General features: G+C 46.2%; 13 protein-coding genes. All 13 read left to right on the top strand.

Features of this window, described 5'->3' with window-relative positions:
- Positions 1 to 2 precede the first annotated feature (2 nt).
- The 13 genes from larE to holA all read left to right on the top strand — a co-directional run bounded on the left by larE (position 3) and on the right by holA (position 16,243).
- Entirely contained in the window at positions 3 to 833 is an 831-nt protein-coding gene (gene larE, locus C3V36_11975) for an ATP-dependent sacrificial sulfur transferase LarE (protein ID AVM69896.1), read from the top strand.
- Between the two features lie 155 nt (positions 834 to 988).
- Entirely contained in the window at positions 989 to 1,993 is a 1,005-nt protein-coding gene (locus C3V36_11970) for a phosphate starvation-inducible protein PhoH (GenBank protein ID AVM69895.1), read from the top strand.
- A gap of 193 nt (positions 1,994 to 2,186) precedes the next feature.
- A complete protein-coding gene (locus C3V36_11965; GenBank protein ID AVM69894.1) occupies positions 2,187 to 3,740 on the top strand; it encodes a hypothetical protein in 1,554 nt (517 codons plus the stop codon).
- Entirely contained in the window at positions 3,741 to 4,232 is a 492-nt protein-coding gene (locus C3V36_11960) for an rRNA maturation RNase YbeY (protein ID AVM69893.1), read from the top strand.
- A 16-nt stretch (positions 4,233 to 4,248) separates the two neighbouring features.
- The gene (locus tag C3V36_11955) at positions 4,249 to 5,409 is read left to right on the top strand and encodes a DUF3048 domain-containing protein (protein AVM69892.1); all 1,161 of its coding nucleotides are present in this window, start codon (positions 4,249 to 4,251) and stop codon (positions 5,407 to 5,409) included.
- 118 nt (positions 5,410 to 5,527) lie between these two features.
- Positions 5,528 to 7,144, top strand: a complete 1,617-nt coding sequence (locus C3V36_11950; GenBank protein ID AVM69891.1) for a hypothetical protein — start codon at positions 5,528 to 5,530, stop codon at positions 7,142 to 7,144.
- A 353-nt stretch (positions 7,145 to 7,497) separates the two neighbouring features.
- Positions 7,498 to 8,064, top strand: coding sequence for a hypothetical protein (locus tag C3V36_11945; protein ID AVM69890.1), 567 nt, complete (start codon positions 7,498 to 7,500; stop codon positions 8,062 to 8,064).
- An 18-nt stretch (positions 8,065 to 8,082) separates the two neighbouring features.
- Complete coding sequence (locus C3V36_11940) at positions 8,083 to 8,781, top strand: DNA-binding response regulator (GenBank protein AVM69889.1); 699 nt, start codon at positions 8,083 to 8,085, stop codon at positions 8,779 to 8,781.
- Between the two features lie 207 nt (positions 8,782 to 8,988).
- On the top strand, positions 8,989 to 10,026 hold the full coding sequence (locus tag C3V36_11935) for a DNA-binding protein (GenBank protein AVM70542.1): 1,038 nt from the start codon (positions 8,989 to 8,991) through the stop codon (positions 10,024 to 10,026).
- A gap of 301 nt (positions 10,027 to 10,327) precedes the next feature.
- Complete coding sequence (locus C3V36_11930) at positions 10,328 to 11,725, top strand: two-component sensor histidine kinase (protein AVM69888.1); 1,398 nt, start codon at positions 10,328 to 10,330, stop codon at positions 11,723 to 11,725.
- Between the two features lie 24 nt (positions 11,726 to 11,749).
- Positions 11,750 to 12,709, top strand: a complete 960-nt coding sequence (locus tag C3V36_11925) for a hypothetical protein (protein ID AVM69887.1) — start codon at positions 11,750 to 11,752, stop codon at positions 12,707 to 12,709.
- Between the two features lie 290 nt (positions 12,710 to 12,999).
- A complete protein-coding gene (locus C3V36_11920; protein AVM69886.1) occupies positions 13,000 to 15,267 on the top strand; it encodes a DNA internalization-related competence protein ComEC/Rec2 in 2,268 nt (755 codons plus the stop codon).
- Positions 15,260 to 16,243, top strand: coding sequence for a DNA polymerase III subunit delta (gene holA / locus C3V36_11915; GenBank protein ID AVM69885.1), 984 nt, complete (start codon positions 15,260 to 15,262; stop codon positions 16,241 to 16,243). Before C3V36_11920 ends, holA begins: the two co-directional genes overlap by 8 nt.
- The last annotated feature ends 24 nt before the right edge of the window (positions 16,244 to 16,267 follow it).

The following is a 16,267-nucleotide window of genomic DNA, read 5'->3' as shown; positions in this document are numbered from 1 at the left end:
AATTGAAGGATATTGCAGCTAAGAAAGAAAAATTAACAGCCGTTTTAGCGGCGTATTTAAAAGAAGGCTTGATTTTGGCCTTATCCGGCGGCGTAGACAGCGCTTTGCTGCTGGCCTGCGTCGGCGGGCTGCCGGAAGGGGACAGGGAGCGATTTTTAGCAGTCACTTTTCAGACGGTTTTATATCCGGCCGAAGAAACGGAAACCGCCGGCAGGCTTTGCGCCATGTATCAGCTGAGGCATCGTTTGGTTCGGCCCGGAGTGCAAATTCCGGATTCCATTCGGCATAATCCGCAGGATCGCTGCTATTTGTGCAAAAAGAACTTGTTTCAGCGGGTTTTGGAGCTGGCTCAAGCCGAAAACTACGGGCATATCATTGACGGCACCAATGCCGATGATTTGAAGGTTTACCGCCCGGGCAAGAAGGCTTTGGAGGAGCTGGGGGTAAAAAGCCCCCTGGCTGAGTGTGGTCTGACCAAAGCCGAGATCAGGGCCTATGCCAAAGAATTAGGGCTGTTTTTGGCGGATAAGCCGTCGGGATCTTGCTATGCAACCCGGTTTCCCTATGGAGATTTTTTGGATGAGGCGGTGATTGGTCGCTTGGCGGAGTTAGAGGAATTTTTGCGCGGCTTTGGTCTTAGTCAGATACGGGTTCGCTTTCATCAGCCGATTTTGCGGGTGGAGTTGCTGCCGGAGGAGTTTGCCTGCTTTTTGGCCAGACGGGAGGAAGCCCTAGCCAAAGCAGCGGAGTTGGGCTTTGTTTATTTAACCTTAGATGTGGCTGGATTTCGTTCCGGCAGTATGGATATTGAACTTTTAAACCCCAAGAGCTGATACGGCTGACCGGTACAAAAACACGCAGTGCTTTGATGCCTGGCATTTACGGAAAAGCCGGCATTTTTTCACCGGGCAGAAAAAAGAAGCTTTTGACAGGGAAAACTTGAGCTATCAAACCAGAGAAACCGGAAGATAAGGAACGGAGGAGTGGAATGGCGGAAGAAAAAATTGTAGCGGAATCCGATATGCTGCCGATTTTATTCGGAGAGTATGATAATAATATAAAGAAAATTGAAAAGAATCTGGATGTATTTATCACTAATCGGGATGGGCAGGTTAAAATCATGGGCGATGAAAAAAACGTTAAGATGGCAGGGAATGTGATTGACCAGCTGCTGGATTTGACCAAAAAGCAAAAGGCGCTGGAGGAGCAGAATGTGGACTATGCGATTACCATGGCCAAGGAATCAACCGGTGAGAGCGTTTCTTCTTTGTATGACGATTTTATTTGCGTTACTACCAGAGGCAAATATATCCGACCCAAAACCTTTGGTCAAAAGCAATATCTGGATATGCTGAATAAATATATGATTGTGTTCGGCGTGGGGCCGGCCGGTACGGGTAAAACTTATATTGCTATGGCTAAGGCGATTACGGCTTTTAAAAATAATGAGGTCAGCCGGATTATTTTGACCCGGCCGGCGATTGAAGCGGGCGAGAAGCTGGGGTTTTTGCCGGGCGACCTGCAATCGAAGGTAGACCCTTATTTAAGGCCGCTATATGACGCTCTGTATGAGATTATGGGGGCGGAGAGTTTTTTGAAAAATATGGAAAAGGGCTTGATTGAAGTAGCGCCGCTGGCTTATATGCGGGGCAGAACACTGGACAATGCCTATATTGTGCTGGATGAAGCGCAAAATACAACGCCGGCGCAGATGAAGATGTTTTTAACCCGAATTGGCTTCGGCTCCAAGGCGATTATCACCGGTGACATCACGCAGAAGGATTTGCCCTTTGATAAGGAATCGGGACTGGAATCGGCCATGAAAATTTTAAAAAATATTGATGAGGTTGGAATTTGCCGGCTGACGTCCAAAGACGTTGTCCGCCATCCGCTGGTGCAGAAGATTATCAATGCCTATGAAAAAGAAGAAAACAAAAAAAATCATAGTAAACCGGACAGATATAAATCGGCCGGCCGCCGTATGCATCAATGAGGGAGACAGTAAGCGGCAGAGTGATTGAAACCGGATAAACCTGATAGTGCGGCTTTTGAGCAGTGAAACGCCCTCTTTCCGGATGGAGTCGCTTTAAGTTGGTACAGCAGAGTGCTTAAAATTGGCGGCAGGCGGGACGAGTGGCAGAGCAGACGAAAGACAGGAATGGAGATAAACCGAGAAAGGAGAAAACATGGATAAAAAGCAGGATGAAAATATCATTCGGCCGGAGCAGCCGGAAACCGCGGCGGACATCATGCCGCCCGTACCGCAGACAGCGGAAATGACAGAAATAGAGGAAACGGCGGAAGCAGCAGAAGCGGCAGAAACGGAGGAACTACCGGAGGAAGAAAGGGCGGCTGCTTTTGTGAAACAGCCGGATAAAGCCAAAAATAAAGAATTTGTTCACACATTAGTAATGGCGCTGACTTTTTTGATCATTTCCCTGAACGGCGCTTTTACGATTTTGCAGAACTCTCAGAACTTTGTGATTGTCGGCTTTAAACTGGTTTTTTTGTTGCTGCTGTCCGGGCTTTTGACCAGCTATTTTTACTTTTTTCAACGGGATAAAATTACGGAGCTGAAAAACGTAATTCTCTTAGCTTGCTTTTTGCTGGTCGGCATTGTGCCGTCAATGTATCTGGTCGGGCCTTTGCCTTATCTGATGCCGCTTTTGTTGGTTATTATGCTGACGGCGACGGTGTTTGCTCAGGATATTGCGCTGATGTATGGTTTTGGGGCGGTGCTGCTGGTGGCGGCGACCGGAGAACTGGATTGGGTGGATATTTTGATTTTTTTAAGCATGATTCTGTTGAGTCATCAGCTTTTACCCTATATTCGGCAGCGGAAAAATGTTATTTATATCGCACTGGCCAGTATGGCGGCGTTTGGGCTGCTGGTGCTGTTCGGACATTTGGCCAGAACCGGTAACATCCAGGGGTTTGTGTGGCTGAACTTAGTTTACGGCATGATTAACAGCTTGGTTTCGGTGATTTTCTTAATGGGAAGCCTTCCTTTGTGGGAATCGGCTTTTGACGTAGTTACGCCCAATAAACTGATGGAATTGGCCAATACCAATAATGAGGTGCTGCAGCAATTGTTGCGGGAAGCGCCGGGAACATATCATCACAGTTTAATGGTGGCTAATTTAGCGGAAAAGGCGGCAATTGACTTAAAGCTTGATGCGTTGCTGGTCAGAACCGGCGCGATGTATCATGATATCGGCAAATTAAAAAATCCGAATTATTTTATTGAAAATCAGGCCGGTGAAAATCCGCATGATTTTCTGCCGCCGCAGGAAAGCGCCGCCATCATTATCGGTCATGTTGAGGAAGGGCTGCGGATGGCTAAAAAGATTCGCTTGCCGAAAGCGGTTACAGCCTTTATTCGGGAGCATCATGGTGACCGGTTGGTAATTTATTTTTATCAAAAGGCGTTAAGTCAAAGCGGAGGAGCGGAAGTTCCGCTTGAAGCTTACCGCTATCCGGGGCCGAAGCCGCAAAGCAAGGAAGCGGCGATTGTGATGATGGCTGATGTCGCAGAGGCAACGATTAAGAGTTTGCCGGAAGCAGAGCGGAATCTGGAGCGGATTGAGCAGATAATTGATCAGGTGACGGCGCAGTTAGTGATGGAAAATCAACTGATTGAATCGGGCTTGTCTTTTAAAGAGTTTGACCGGACGAAGGCTTCTTTTGTGGCGGTTTACCGGGGGCTTTATCATGAGCGAATCAGTTATGGGAGAATATAAATGATTGAATTTTATGACATGAATGAATTAATGAATAGGGAAATGGCGGAGTTTGCTGCCCGGACAGCGGAACGGGCAGTTGCTTTGCTGGCCTTGCCGGCGGCGGTTGATATCTGCCTCAATATTGTCACGCCGGAGGAAATCCGGGAGTTGAATGCCGAGCAAAGAGAGATTGACAGTGTAACGGATGTGTTGTCTTTTCCTATGCTTTTCTTTGAAAGCCCAATGGAGGAAGCGGCCTTTTCTCAGGCCGATGTCAGTGCCTTAAATCCGGAAACCGGGAATATCTTTTTGGGTGATATTATTTTATGTTTTGCGAAAGCCGAGGAGCAGGCGGCGGAATATGGGCATAGTTTAGAGAGGGAGGTTGCGTTTTTAATTGTGCATAGCCTCCTGCATTTGGTCGGCTATGATCATATGACGGCGGAGGAAGAGGCGGAGATGTTTGGCCGCCAGGAAGAAATGCTGAAGGAAATGAATATTAACCGTTAAACCAAAGGGGGAGAAAATGAAATATCAAAGGATTCTGTTGGCATGTTTATGCATTATACTGGCGGCAGCAGCAGCCAGTTGCGGCAAAAAGGAGCCGACCTTTGAGGAGAAGCAGGCGGCGGCCGAGGAAAAGCTGAAGCAGGAAAGGGAAGAGCAGGAAAAGCAAAGACAGGCCGAGGAAGCCAGAATAGCCGAAGAAAAAAGAAAAGAGGAGGAGGAGAAAAAGCGGCTGGCGGAAGAGGAGAAGCGGAAGCCGAAAAGTCCTTTATCCGGACTGACGATGCAGGAAGACCTGAGGAACCGCCGGTCGGTGGGGATTATGATCAGCAATATTGAGCATGCCCTGCCGCAGTCGGGGATTGAGTCGGCGGAGGTGATTTACGAAACCTTGGCTGAGGGCGGAATTACCCGTTTATTTGCGCTTTTTCATGAATTTGATAATGAAAAAATCGGGCCGGTGCGGAGTTGCCGTCATTATTTTCTGGATTTTGCACTTGATCATGACGCAATTTATCTGCATGCCGGTCAGTCACCACAGGGAGAGGTGGCGATTAAGGAACTTAAAATTTCGGATATCAACTCCATCAGTTATTTAAGCAATATTGCCTTTTATTTGGATCCTAACCGGAAACGACCGCATAGTACTTATACCAGCTACGACCGGGTAATGATCGGCTGGGAAAAGCAAAATTACCGGAAGGAACCGAATCCGGAAACCGGAACGAAGCTGCATTTTTCTCAGGATGAAGAAATTCTGCTGCCGGCGGGTAAGACGATTCATACCTTAAAGCTGCCGTTTTCCTATATTGACACACCTTATTTTACCTATGATGAGGAGAAAAAAGAGTATCTGCGTTTTCAGTTCGGCAAACCGCATATTGATGTGGAAACCGGCAATCAATTGCGTTTTACTAATATTATTCTGCAGATTGTTGATGTTTGGAACATCAAGGGCGACGATGCCGGCCGGGTCGATATGAAGCTGCTTGGCGAGGGCAAGGGTTATTTCTTTACCCGCGGCAAGATGGTACCGATTACCTGGAAAAAAGAATCGCATGTTAAAACGACGCATTATTATGATGAAAAGGGCCAGGAGATTTTGCTTAATCCGGGTAAAACTTGGATTGCTGTTTATCCGTCCGGACGGCTTGATCTGGTAGAGATGAGCGAAGAATAGCAAAAAAGACAGGCGGTTTGATTGAAGGATTTGTCGTCCGGGCTGTCGGTAAAGCAGCGCGGACGGCTTGAGGAGCATGAGAAGCTGAGAAAGTAATTACAGCATTTAAGAGGACATCATGGACAAAAAAGCGATACATATTGCCAAACAAGGTGCTGTTTTGGCGGCTGCCTCTCTTTTGGTACGAATCATCGGGGTACTTTACCGGATTCCGATGACTAATATTTTGGGAAATGAGGGGAACGGCTATTATAACAATGCCTTTAATATTTATACTTATTTATTGATCGTTTCCAGTTATGGCATGCCGACGGCAATTTCCCGGATTGTTTCCGGCAAGCTGGCGTTACGGCAGAGAAAAGAAGCACATTTGATTTTCAAGGCTTCCATTTGGCTGAATATCTTAATCAGTGCCTTTTTTTCTGCTGCTTTATTTTATATTGCCGCTCCGTATGCCAACTTTATTCATGTTCCGGGTGCGGAGACGGCGATTAAGTGTTTGGCGCCGTCGCTTTTGATTTTTGCGGTGATGTCCTCGTTCCGGGGATATTTTCAGGGAATGAATACCATGGTGCCGACGGCGGTCAGTCAGGTTATTGAGCAGATTTTTAACGCGACTTTCAGTATTTTGCTGCCGTTGTGGCTGATAAAAAAAGGGGGAGCGGAACTGGCCGCTGCCGGCGGTACGATCGGAACCGGAATCGGCGCTTTGATGGGGCTTTTCTTTTTACTGTTTTTGTACGGGCTTTACCGTGGACGGATGCCGAAGGCGGTAACGGCTCAAAATTCGTTGACACTGGGTCAACTGCCGGGGCTTTGGCGGACGATTTTAATGACCAGTATTCCGATTGTAATCGGGACGGCGACTTTTAATATTTCAACTATTATTGACGATATGATGTTTTCCCGGGCTTTATTTTTTCATAATTATTCGCATACCGAGATTGCGGTTTTAAATGGGATTTTAAGCGGGAAATATACTTTGATTATTACCATGCCGATTGCAATTGCTTCGGCTTTGGCAGCGGCGAGTATTCCGAGCATTTCGGCGGCGGCGGCGCTGGCTGACCGTCAGGCTATGCTGGAGCGGGTTAGTACGGCACTGAAGAGTTCGGTCCTGATTGCCATGCCGGCCAGTGTTGGGATTTTTGTGCTGGCAGGGCCGATTTTAAAGCTTTTGTTTAAGATGGATGAGTTTGCGCAGGTGACGACGGATATTTTAAGGATTGGCGCGGTGACGGTTCTATTTTTCAGTGTGTCTACTTTGTCGGTTGGCTTGCTGCAGGGCATGGGGCATGTGGGGATTCCTGTCCGCTCGGCTTTAAAGGCGATAGCGATTAAGGTGGCGTTTAATTTTTTGGTGTTTTATGCTTTTAATTTGAACTTGTATGGAGCGGCTTATGCCAATATTGTGTTTTCGGCGGCATCAGCGTATTTTAATTTATCGGCGGTTGTGCGCCGGTCAAAGATGCAGCTTAATTATGCCGGGCTTTTTGGCCGGCCGGCGGCGGCTTCCATTTTGATGGGCGGCTTGACGTTTTTGACTTATTTGATTGCTGACATTTTTCTGCCGAATGGGGCTTTAGGTAATGCGGCGGCAACTTTGCTGGCAATTTTGGTGGCGATGGCGGCTTATTTTGTTTTGATTATTCGCTTACGGGTGGTTTCGGTAGAAGAATTGCAGGAGATGCCTTTTGGCGGGCGGCTGGCCGGGCTGGCGAAGAGGATGATATAGTTGGGTTTACAACTCAACTTTCCCATGTTTTGCAAAAATAGAACGGTCTTTTTTAGACAGACAACCCGTCAGGCAGAAGTGCACAGCACTTCGATTATGGGGAAGTTGAGTGCTAGTCGCGTGTTCTTTCAGCACTTGTTCAAAACTTGCGTCCTGCGGACGCTTCGGACAGTTGAGCTGCGTGCAGAAAGAACACGCTCTGGCTTAGGTAAAGGTTTAGAATTTGTGTGTATGATATCTTGATACTTGTTCAAAATTTATTTACGTTTCTCATCAAATTTTAATCGGATTCCACAAATTGCGGACGACTTTTTTCAGAAAAAGGGATATACTGAGGGAGTCGGAGGTGGCTTATGAGGAATCGGATTTATAAGTATTTTTTGCTGTCTTTTTTGATTGTGGCGGGTGGGATTGTTTATTTTACTATGCTGCGTTCTAATCAGATTGTGATTAAGAGTGTGTCTCAGAGCCAAGAGGAGGCGGAGAACGGAGTAGCTTCTAAAGAACTGGGCCAACAGGAGAATATGGATTCTCAGCCGAATCAGCTTAATTCTCAAGGCGTGAAGCCAGGAAACGAGGGTGATCAGAAGCAGGATGTTCGGCCGGGCAGCGGGCAGCCGGAGAATCGGGACGCCACGGCTTGCAGTGAAAAGGATTTAGTGACTGAGCCATGGGGGAAGGATGCGGCAAAGGAAACAGGGATAGAGGATAATGGCGAGGGAAAAAAGGTTAATATCAATACGGCCGGTAAGGCGGAATTGATGACATTAAAGGGGATTGGGGAGAAGAAGGCGGAGTTGATTATAAGAGATCGGCAGGAGCGGGGAGCTTTTCGCAGGATTGAGGATATTATGCGGATTAAGGGGATTAAGAGTAAGGCTTTTCAGAAGATTAAGGATCAGATTGTGGTGTCGGATTAGCGAGAGGAGGGAGCGGCCGTGGCGAAAAGGATTTTAGTGGTGGATGATGAGAAGCTGATTGTCAAGGGTTTGAAGTTTAGCCTGGAGCAGGACGGCTACTTGGTGGATACGGCTTTTGATGGCGAAATGGCTTTGGAGCAGGCGGGAAAAAATGGTTATGATTTGATTATTTTGGATGTGATGCTGCCGGGCAAGGATGGTATGGAGGTGCTGCGTCAGATTAGGGAGAGGAGCATGACGCCGGTAATGATGTTGACCGCCAAGGGCGATGATATGGATAAGATTTTGGGTTTGGAGTATGGTGCGGATGATTATATTACCAAGCCTTTTAATATTTTGGAGGTGAAGGCGCGAATGAAGGCGATTTTGCGCCGGAACGAAGCAGCGGCGGCACAGCGGCGGGAGCAGGAGGATATGACGCTTGCGGCTGGTCTTTTGTCCTTGCGGCCGGAGAGTCGGCAGGTTTTTATGGACGGGCGGGAGATTGTTTTAACGGTTAAGGAGTTTGACTTGCTGGAGCATCTGATGCGGAATCCGAATAAGGTTTACAGTCGTGAGAATTTGTTGAGTATTGTTTGGGGCTATGATTATCCGGGCGATGTGCGGACGGTGGATGTTCATATTCGCCGTTTGCGAGAGAAGATTGAGCGGACGCCGGGAGAGCCGGAGTATATTATGACGAAGTGGGGGATAGGGTATTACTTTTCGCTGCTTTAAACCCGGTCGCGAAATAGTTTGACACTTGTTCAAATTTCGGACAGTTGAATTGCGTGTCAAAATATTGCACTCCGGCTGGGGAAAAAAGAGAAGATGGGGAAAAGCTCCTCTGATAAAGGGATGTTATGAATTTATGTTGCGGCGGGGGATGGTTTTGGGGTGGCGTAGAGATGAGAGGAGTTGGGGGTGAAGGGTTTGGCAGACGAAATTGATAAAAAAGATGAGGTAATGCTTGTAAATCAAGAATTTCTTGCGAAAAAGATTTATGTAGTCAGGGGACAGAAGGTCATGCTGGACTTTGAGCTTGCAGAGATTTATGGATATGAAACGAAGGTTTTTAATCAGCAAGTTAAGAATAATATTGAGAAATTTGACGACGATTTCAGGTTCCAACTCACAAAAGATGAATGGGAATTTTTGAGGTCAAAAAATTTGACCTCAAAATCAGAACTGGGTTCCGGCGGTAGAAGATACATGCCTTTTGTTTTCACTGAAGCCGGGATCTATATGCTGATGACGGTTCTTAAAGGTGAACTTGCAGTCAAGCAGAGTAAGGCACTGATTCGTACATTCAAGCAAATGAAAGACTACATTGTAGAAAATCAAGGTTTGATTGGGCAAAGGGAGTTTTTGCAGCTGTCAATGCAGATAACAAGTAATGTTGCTGAAATACAGGACTTAAGGCGAGATTTGATGAATGTGGAAGATAAGGTGGCAGAGGTGATTGACACTTTAGGGAATGTTGTTCAAAAGTCTGACTTATCGGAAGTGATTCTTGACTTTAGTAATCCGCAGGTAAAAAGAGGATTTTTGCTTTTAAACGGACAGTTGATGGAAGCAAATCTTGTTTATAAAGAGATTTATGATACAGCGCAAAAGAGTATTTATATTGTCGATAACTACATTGGGGTTAAGACCTTGGTATTGTTAAAGGATATATCATCATCGGTAGAAATCATTATTTTCAGTGACAACATTGGCAAGGGACTTCATGCGCTTGAATATCAAGATTTTTGCCGGGAGTATCCGCAGAGAAAGATTAAGTTTCAGAAATCCGGCGGGGAGTTTCATGACAGGTATATTATTATCGACTGGAATACAGGGAATCAGCGGATATATCATTGCGGAGCGTCGTCTAAGGATGCCGGGGAAAGAGTCACAACGGTATCGGAAGTAGTTGACCAAATTATCTATACGGATCTCATAAACAGGCTTTTGAAAAATTCGGTGTTGAGGTTAAAATAGAATTAAAACCCGGTCGCGCAATATTTTGACACTTGTTCAAATTTCGAACAGTTGAACAGCGTGTCAAAATATTGCGCTCCGGCTGGGTGAGAAATGAGAAGAAGGGGAAAATGTTTCTTTGATAAAGGGATGTTATGAGTTTATGTTGCGGTAGGGGATGGTTTTGGGATGGCGTAGAGATGAGAGGAATGGAAAAACTCGAATATAGATTTGTTTAAAGCCTACGCTCAGTGGGTGTTAAGAGGAATAGATAGCGGAATATTTTGTTTTGAAAACCACGGGATTGGGTAATGGGAGAAGCATGAAGAAGAGAAGTATACAGAATCAATTGAATATTGCTTTTGTATCAATCGGCGTGATCGGAATCTTGACGGTTACTTTTATCATGGCTTTTTTGGTTTATAATAATTATAATCGGGAACTGGAGCGGAAGATGGCGATGGAGTCCAACATGATTGCGGGTGAGTTGGCGGCGCAGAACTTTTTTAACCGTTATTATTATGAACTGGAGAAATTGTCGGTTTTTGCGGAAGTGAGTCATCGGGTTTTAATTTTGAACCGTCAGGCCAGTGTGATTTATGATACTGAGGATATTGATCGGGGAAAGCTTTATGCGGTGCCGGAGGTGATTCAGGCTTTGAACGGAAAGCTGTCCTATGCCTATGCCAAGCAAAGGGAAGTGCGGATGGTGGTCTTGCCGGCTAAGGGTATTGACAGCGATGTGATTCAGGGTGTAGTGGTGGTGATGGCTTCTAACCGTGAGGTGATGGCAACACTGCGGATGATGATATATGCCGGTTTGGGCGTGATTGTTTCGGTGATTTTTTTGATTTTGATGGCAAGCTTTTGGTTGTCCGGTTTTATTACTAAGCCGTTTACTGAGCTGACCAGGCAACTGAACCGGATTAAGGACGGTAATTTTGATGAGATCAAGGGTGATGAGCGGGCCAAGGAGGTTGATGAAATCATTAGCGCGGCGAATCATATGATTCGCAATTTAAAGGATATTGAGGAAAATCATAAGCAGTTTGTGGCCAATGTCAGCCATGAACTGAAAACGCCGCTGAGTTCGATCAAGGTGTTGAGCGATTCGTTGCTGGGGCAAAGCAATATCGAAGAAGAGCTGTATCAGGAGTTTTTGCAGGATATCAGTAATGAGGTGGAGCGGGAAAACCGGATTATCAATGATTTGCTGACTCTGTCAAAAATGGGCAATCAATCAACTGCCCTTAACATTAAGGAAATTTCAGTGAATGAACTGCTGGAAACGGTGATGAAACGCTTAAAGCCGCTGGCTGATAAAAAGGGAATTCAGATGTTTTTTGAAAGTAGCCGGGAGATTCAGGCGGAACTGGATGAGATTCAGATTACTTTAGCGTTCAGTAATTTGGTGGAAAATGCGATTAAATACAATCAGGAAAACGGTGTGATTCATGCCAAATTAGACAGCGATTTGAAAAACTTTACCGTTGAAATTATAGATACGGGGATAGGGATTACCGAGGAAGAAATATATCATATTTTTGATCGCTTTTACCGGGTCGATAAGGCCAGGTCGAGGGAAACCGGCGGTACCGGTTTGGGGCTTGCGATTGCCAGGCAGGCGGTTTTGCTGCATCAGGGCAATATTCAGTGCCGCAGCGAGATTGGCCAAGGTTCGGTGTTTACGATTACTTTGCCGTTAAAATACAGAAAATAAATTCTTAACAAGAGGGAAGCGGAATTGGGAAGAAAGTTTTTTCAGAAAGCAGATATAAAGATGAAGAGAAAAATATTGACAGGTTTATTACTGCTTGTAACGGCAGCAGCGGTCTGGTATTTATTGAAGCAAAGTCAGGTGGGCAAGGGCATTTTGATTTTTTTGCCGGATGAAGCGGGCAATTGGCGGGCGGTGCCGACAGATATTTCAAATGAGGCGACACCGGAAAATTTAGAAAGGGCAATGCGGCTTCTTTTGGCGGGCTTTCCGGAAAGAGGGTTGCCGACTGTGTTTTCGCCGGAAATTGAGTATTACAGCATTTTGCGGCAAAACGAAACGGCAGTTGAGATTAATTTTAAGCAGGGCTATGCGAAAATGCCGGATTTGCAGAAGGGCTTATGCGAAGCGGCACTGGTTCATACCTTTTCCGGATTTTCCGGATTGGATAGGATTTATCTTTATGAAGAAGGGGTGCCTTTGTCATCGCTTGACCGACATTTGGCGTTTGAGCGCAAGGTCGGGGACGCTTATTTGTCTTTTGCCGACAGTACGGAGCAGATAATTACCGAAACGGAAACACTGTATTTTTTTGATGAACAAAGGGGTAAGCTGACGGCTGTCAGGCAAAATGTCAGCCGGCCGGTTTATGAGAGCAGGGGTCAGGCTTTGCTTACCGCTTTGCAGAAAAATCCGGCAGAGCCGGAATTGGAGAGTCTTCTGGATGGGAATATCACGGTGAATGATGTCCGAATCCGCAGCGGAGTTTGTTATGTGGATTTTGATCAGGATTTTGTCAAGGCTTATGCGGAAATGGGAGCGAATAAGTTTTTCCTGATTTATTCTATTGTCAACAGTTTAGCATCACTGGAGAAAGTGGAGTATGTTCAATTTTTAATCAATGGCGAAAATCCCGAAAAATATAATGAAACGCTGGTACTGAAAATGCTGTTTCGAAAGAACTTAGTATATACTGAGTCATTGTAACTCAAGTTTCCTCTGATCAAAGTGCTGTGCATTTCTGTCCGGGCGGCAATCTTGCCCTAGTCGAAACGCTCCGCGTTTCTGGCTGGGCGAGCGACCTACCTAAAAAAGAATGTTCTGGCGAACATGAAGAAGTTGAGAATGTAAGAAAGAGGATTTTTATTTGCGCTGCCGCGAACAGAAATAAGATACTTGCAAGCTCCCGGTCAGAAGGTACTTTTACAAATATGGAAAGTCGGGAATCGTAGTTTGCCAAAGGGGAGAGGCGACGTTGACGAAGGGGGATTAGCAAAATGGATGATATGCGGCCGAGAGCAAGCAGCCGGGCAGCGGCTCAGGCGGTGCCGGATGAGCGGTCATGGCTTCAAAAGGAGGGAGCGCCGCCCGAGGAAGTATCGGCTAACGATAGGCAATCGGGCTGGTGGCAGCGGGTTCGCGCAAAGCAAAAAATAATTATTTTGCTGCTGCTTTGTCTGCTTGGTTTTGGGATCCGGTATTATATCTTTGAGCAGCAGAGCCGAAGCCTGGACGCATATTTAGGGCAAAGTTGCCGGATCAGCGGCCGGGTCGTTTTTCAAAGAGAGCGGGCAAAAGGTTACGAGTATTATATTCAAGCAGAGAAAATTGCCTTTGGACAGGCGGATTTCTTTCCATCCCATCTTAAGTTTCAATTTTATTCTTCCGAAAAAGTTCAAGTAAATAGTCAGATTACGGTAGCGGGCAAGCTGTCTGCTTTGGCGCCGCCTAAAAATCCGGGCGAATGGGATCAAAAAAGCTATTTTAAGGGAAAAAATATATATTATCAGCTGAAAAAGGCGGAAATCAAGGATAGAAAAGTCTTCCGGCCAAACCTGATACAGCGCTTTCGGGAATGGGCTGACCGGCAAAGCAGCTGTTATTTGCCGGAAAAAGAAAAGGGGCTGTTTTTAAGCCTGTTTGCCGGTGATCGGAGCGGGCTGGATCAGGAATTAACGGAAAACTTCAAGAAAACCGGTATCAGTCATGTGCTGGCGGTATCGGGCCTGCATGTTGGGCTATTGGCATTGCTGCTCAATTTGGCCTTAAAAAAATTGCCGTTGCCGTATGCGGTTCAATTTGGCATTATCATGACGGTGCTGCTCTTTTTCACGGGTTTTACCGGCAGTCAGGCTTCGACCGTCCGGGCGGTGCTGATGTTTGGAATTTTACAGGGCTCATATTTTTTTAACCGGGCAAAAGAGCCGAAAACAGCGTATTTATTGACTTTGCTTTTACTGCTGCTTTATAATCCTTTTTATATTTATGATATTGGTTTTTTGCTGTCTTTTATCAGTGTTGGTGCGATTTTGTTTCTGCATCCGTTTTTGCTGGCCGATAAGCCCAAATATGTCCGGATGATTGGTTTGACCGTGATTATTCAGGTGGCTTTGTTGCCGGTTTCCAGCTTGTTTTTTCATCATTTTTCGTTGTCGGCGGTGTTGGCTAACTTATGGATCATCCCGGCCATTTCTTATTTTCTGGGGATTGGCAGCGTGGCTTTGCTGTTTAGCTGGTTTTCTACGGCAGCAGCGCAAATTATGGCGGGCAGCGGTTATTATGCGGCGCAGGCGGCAATGAGGGCGGCGGCGCTGTTAGCCGGGCTTCCGTTTAGTGAAGTTCCCATTCGAGCAATGCGGCCGGGGGAGATAGCCTTATTTTATGCGATTATTTTAGCAGCTTTGCTCAGCCGCCGAAAAAAATTGCTGTGGGGACTGCTGTTTGCAGTGATTATTTTTATTCCCTACACCTGGCAGCCGCAGCTGGGGATGCTTAATGTCGGGCAGGCCGAATCAATGGTGATAGAGTACCGGAATAAAACGCTGGTGATTGATACCGGACTGACAGCCAATAAAAGTACGGTTACTTATTTGCAGTACCGGGGAAAATACAGGATTGATATGATTTTGCTGTCGCATTTGGACAAGGATCATGCCGGTGGTTTGGAAAATTTGCTGGCGGCTTATCCGGTCGGCAGCATCGGCATTGCCGAAAGCTACCGGCAGCTGGATGGGGGCAATTTGGAAAATGAAGAATTGATAAAGGTGAGAGAGAGTTATTATCAGTTGCTGAAATTAGCTGCAAAATATCAGATACCGGTTGTATATTGGCAAACGGGAGACCGGATTGAGATAGCGGATTTGGGCTTTCAATTTCTTTACCCGGAGGCGGAAGAAATGATTTGGGCGAGCAATGACTTTTCCTTGGTGGCGGAAATGGAGTATTGCGGCAGTAAAACTTTATTTACCGGCGATATTGGCCGAGAGGTGGAAACGCTTCTTTTGGAAAGAGGAATGCTGAATGAAATTACCGTTTTAAAAACAGCGCATCACGGTTCCAAATATTCCAGCAGTCCGGAGTTTTTAGCAATGACCAAACCAAAGCTTGCAATCATTTCCTGCGGCCTGTATAATAGGTACGGACATCCCTCACCGCTGTTGATGCAGGAGTTGGCGGAACGGGGGACACAAAGTCGGGTAACGGCTTGGGATGGCGCAATTTTTCTGCATTTTTCCCGAAACGGAGAGGTGATCATTGATGAGTAAAGAGTTGGATAAGGCTTTGACGGATAAAAAACGGCTTTTTCTGCTGTATGGGCCGGAGCAGTATTTGCTGGAAAAAAATATGGAAAAAATCATTCACACTTATCTGCGCGAGGGAGAGGCGGATTTAAACTTAGAGGTGCTGGAAAGTCTGCCCAAGGATGTGTTTGAATTGGTAAATAAATGCGAAACGCTGCCGTTTATGGCTGAGTACCGGGTAGTGGTTTTAAAAAATACGGGTATTTTTGAATATAAGGATAAGGCGGCGTTGGAACTGCTGACTGAAAAAATAGAAAAACTGCCGGAGAGTACGGTTTTGATCATTAAAGAAACGTCAGTTGATAAGCGAAAAAAGTTGTTTAAGCTGTTTCAAACCGGCGGCTGTGTGGAGGAGCAGGATTATCTGACGGAAGAGCAGCTGATTCAGTATCTGGGTAAATGGTTTTATCGCTATCAGCTGCGGATTAAAACCGGTACGGCAAGGCTTCTGCTGCAAAGAGCCGGTATGGAGCTGACGGGATTATTAAATGAATGCGAGAAGCTGGCGGCGCTGGCTACGGAAGTTGTGACGGATGAAATGGTTACGGCTTTAGTACCGGAGCGGCTGGAATCCAAGATTTTTCAGTTGACGGACGCGTTGGGGCGAAAGGATCGGCAGGCGGCGCTGGAAAATTATCAGGTTATGCTGCAAAACAGGGAATCGGTGACCGGGATTTTATTTATGATTGGCCGTCAGATTCGGCAAATCAGCCAAACCAAGCTGCTGCTGGCCAGACGCACACCGGCGGCAGAAATGACCAAGCTGCTGGGCGTTCCGCCCTTTGTCTTAAATAAATTAACGGCGCAGGCCAAGCTGTTTCAGCCGGAGGAACTGGATCATTTCATCCGGGAACTGGTGCAGCTGGAATGGGACTATAAAACAGGCAGAACCGATCTCGAAATCGGTATTGCCCTCCTGATTGTCAGTGCCGGAAAATGATGTTGCCCAGGCAGAAGTGTGAAG

It is taken from the genome of Lachnospiraceae bacterium oral taxon 500, from assembly GCA_002999035.1.
Taxonomy (GTDB): domain Bacteria; phylum Bacillota; class Clostridia; order Lachnospirales; family Vallitaleaceae; genus W11650.
The sequence above is the reverse complement of the archived record's forward strand: the minus strand, read 5'-3'. Positions and strand labels throughout refer to the sequence as shown.